Source organism: Rahnella perminowiae (assembly GCF_019049755.1).
In the GTDB taxonomy this organism is placed as follows: Bacteria; Pseudomonadota; Gammaproteobacteria; order Enterobacterales; family Enterobacteriaceae; genus Rahnella; species Rahnella perminowiae.
In genome coordinates this window covers 1-3,487 of sequence record NZ_JAFMOS010000277.1, presented here as the reverse complement: position 1 = coordinate 3,487, position 3,487 = coordinate 1, and the positions used below count along the sequence as shown (strand labels likewise).

General features: G+C 44.6%; 2 protein-coding genes. Both read left to right on the top strand.

Annotated elements, in window-relative coordinates; all coding sequences use genetic code 11:
* A partial coding sequence (locus J1785_RS02265) for a fimbria/pilus outer membrane usher protein (RefSeq protein WP_217218716.1) occupies nucleotides 1–2,512 on the top strand: 2,512 nt, incomplete at its 5' end.
* Nucleotides 2,513–2,548: 36 nt separating this feature from the next.
* The coding region (locus J1785_RS02260; RefSeq protein ID WP_217218715.1) for a fimbrial protein at nucleotides 2,549–3,487 on the top strand (939 nt) is incomplete at its 3' end.

Here is a 3,487-nt window from a genome sequence, read left to right as displayed (position 1 = left end):
TTGCGAAACAGTGCCTGTTACTGGAATGACGCTTGGAAGCAATATTGAATCTAAGAGTACTGTAAAAGAGAAAAAAGCCGTACGGTTTAACAATGGGTTTATGGTCGGCAATCTTGCAGGCATGGATCTCTCGGCGTTTGATAATGAAGAATTAACGAAACCAGGCGACTATCACGTAGATGTTAAAGTCAATGGCAAATCTATTGGCGTAAAAAAAATTAAATATGTCTCTGTAGGTAGCGAAATTCAACCTTGTTTAACAAAAGAGTTTATTTATCAGTTCGATATTGATACTTCTAAGCTTCATGCCGGATGGGATGTGGATAAGTGTATACTATTAAGTAAGCTCATTCCTTCCGCAACATTTAAGTATGACTCTGATGAAGAAACATTAGAGTTTTCTATACCCCAGGTAAGCTTACTCAATAATCCTGAAGGGTATGTTAACCCTGCGCTTTGGGATAATGGTGTACCTTCTTTAGCGGTAAACTATTCTCTCAGTGCAACGAATGTGCGTAATCAGGATCATACCTCCGATGATTACTATTACGGGAATGCCCTCTCATCATTAAAGTTGGGAGCATGGCGTTTCTATACGTTCGACAGCGTTACTAAAGACAGCACTTCCACCCAGTGGGATCATATTTCAGCGTATACACAGCGTGCAATCGCACCGCTTAAAGCCGAAATGAAAGCCGGTGATATCAACACGACCGGCGAACTGTTTAATACCGTTTCGCTGCGTGGTGTCAGTTTAGCCACTGATGAACGCATGCTGCCTGATTCACTGCGCGGCTATGCGCCGGTGATCCGTGGTGTTGCGGATACCAATGCAAAAATAACCATCAGACAAAATGGTAATGTCCTTAAGGAACTGACGGTTCCACCCGGTGAATTCGAAATCACGGATCTTTATGCTACGGGCTATGGCGGTGATCTGGAAGTTACAATCACCGAGGCAACAGGTCAGGTACGTACCTTTATTACGCCTTACTCCAGCGTACCGATGTTATTACGTCCGGGGCAATCGAGATTTTCAACCACTGTCGGTGAAATACGTAATGACTCATTACGCGATAAACCCCTGGTTCTGGAGGGAACTTACCAATATGGGTTGACTAACCAGGTCACCGCTTACACAGGTTTTCAGACCACAGAGGATAACGAATATTCCGCGCTGATGGCCGGTGCTGCTGTCAATACACCCTTAGGGGCTTTGGGAGCCGATATTACCCGGTCCTTCACCTCGTTCGAGGTGGAAGATGAGGATTCCTGTGATCGTTTCTGCAATATGAGTTTGAAACTGAGTCTGGCTAAATTTTTCAATGACACCGGAACGAACCTCAGCCTTGCGGGTTACCGTTATTCAAGTAAGGATTATTATTCTCTCAGTGATGCTCTGCTGACCGCTCAGGCATTAGAGGACGATGATGGTAAATATTTACCTATTAACTACCGGGATAAGGTTGAAATAAATATTAGCCAGAATCTTATCGATGGCTGGGGGAATGTTTATCTCTCCGGATACTATGGCCGTGCCTGGGATTCACAAACAGAAAAAAATAACGCCAGCAGCTATCAGTTTGGTTATTCCAATTCATGGCATGCAATGAGTTATAACATTAACTTCAGCAAAACTATTGATGAAGATGGCGATACCGATGATGCGATATATCTCAGTATGTCAGTGCCATTTGGTACGCTGCACTCGAAGGTGCCGAAACTTAATGCGTCTGTCAGCTACAGCGACCAAGACTCCAGCATCAGAACCGCGCTGAACGGTACTGCCGGGGAATATAACCAGATGTCGTATGGTGGCTGGATAAACTATGTACAGGATCACCAGACAAATGCAGGGATAAATTTAGGTTACAGCGGCAGTGCCATGCAGGGGAATATCGGGTATAGCCAAACCGAAACTTCATTTATGACCACGATGAATGCCAGTGGCGGGATCGTATTGCATGAAGGAGGCGTTAATTACAGTTCTGCATTGAGCGATACCTTCGGTATTGTCGAAGCGAAAGGAGCAACAGGCTCACATGTTTACCCTGATATGATCTCTCAGGTTTCAGAGAATGGCTATGCCATTATTTCCTCACTCAATCCTTATCAATATAACGATATTTATCTTGATACTAAGGGTGCGGATATGGAAGTCGAAGTTGACGATACTAAGGCAAGTTTAGTTCCTACTGCCGGCGCCTCAGTAAAACTAAGTTTTAAAACAAAAAATAACATCAATAAATTCTTACTTATTAAAGATAAAAAAGGTGTTGTTGTCCCTTATGGAGCGATGATTAAAGACAGTGATGAAATCGTCCTTGGGATTGTTGGGCAGGGCGGAAGGGCGATGGTGGCTCAGCCTGAAAATAATGCTGAACAATGGTTATCCGTTTCCTGGTCTGAAAAGAAAAACGCTCATTCTTGTCGTATGAGATATATTCCAGACGAAAAGGAATCTGCAGAAAAAACAGTTGGTATCGCCACACTCAATAAAGTGTGTGAATAACGATAACTCATATTTATTGATAACTTAAGGAGGGGCATGATGAGGTTGATAATATCAGTCGTTATGCTGGGTTTATTATCCTGGCTGATGCCTGTGTCTGTGGCATTTGCCGCTAATGACTGTACCATCACACAGGGTAAAGCCATTAATGTTTCCGTAATAATACCGACGCTCAGGCCCGCCAGTAAAGGCACAGTGGGAACCGTATTAGGAAGGGCCGAAGTGAATACTTCTGCCATTACCTATACCTGCGGCGGGTTAGTCCGCAATACCTGGCGCTCAGCTTTTACCCGGCCTGAGTCAACGTTGCAGGCATCGGACAATGTTTATAATACGAACATTGTCGGTCTTGGGATCCGGTTAAGTTGGCCGGCTTCCAGAAATGCCTATTTCCCCGATGCCTTTGAGTGCATAGGCATATGTACTGAACCTGCTGATAAAGTCGTTCTGGAGTTTGTTCAGACTGGTGTCATCAAAAGCGGGACGATCCCTGCTGGCCTTATCGGGCATGTGAGTTTAGTTGCGGATACCAGTCCGGGTACGCCGGTTGATATTGTCACTATTAATTTAGGGGCACCTATTGATGTGGTGCCACGCTCATGTGCCATTTTAACAACCACTCAAAACGTTGATTTAGGCACCTATTCCCTGGCTGATTTTCAGAGCCGGAAGGTCAGGCGGGGCGCGGAAGTCCCCTTTACGCTGATATTTAGTTGCCCTGATCAAACCTCAGTGCAATTTCAATTTCGGGGTGAAAGACCTGTGGGTGCACCGAACGGATATATTGCTAATTGCGATGACGAAAGCTGTGCTCAGCAGGTCGGTGTGAGATTGCTGAATAATTCAGGAGCCGCTATTGATACCGCAGGTGCTTCTGTCGATGCGACAGGAAAGAAAGGTGCATCAACCATTATATCGGGTGATAAAACATTTGGATATAAAGCACAAATATATCCGCTTGATGAAACTCAAATG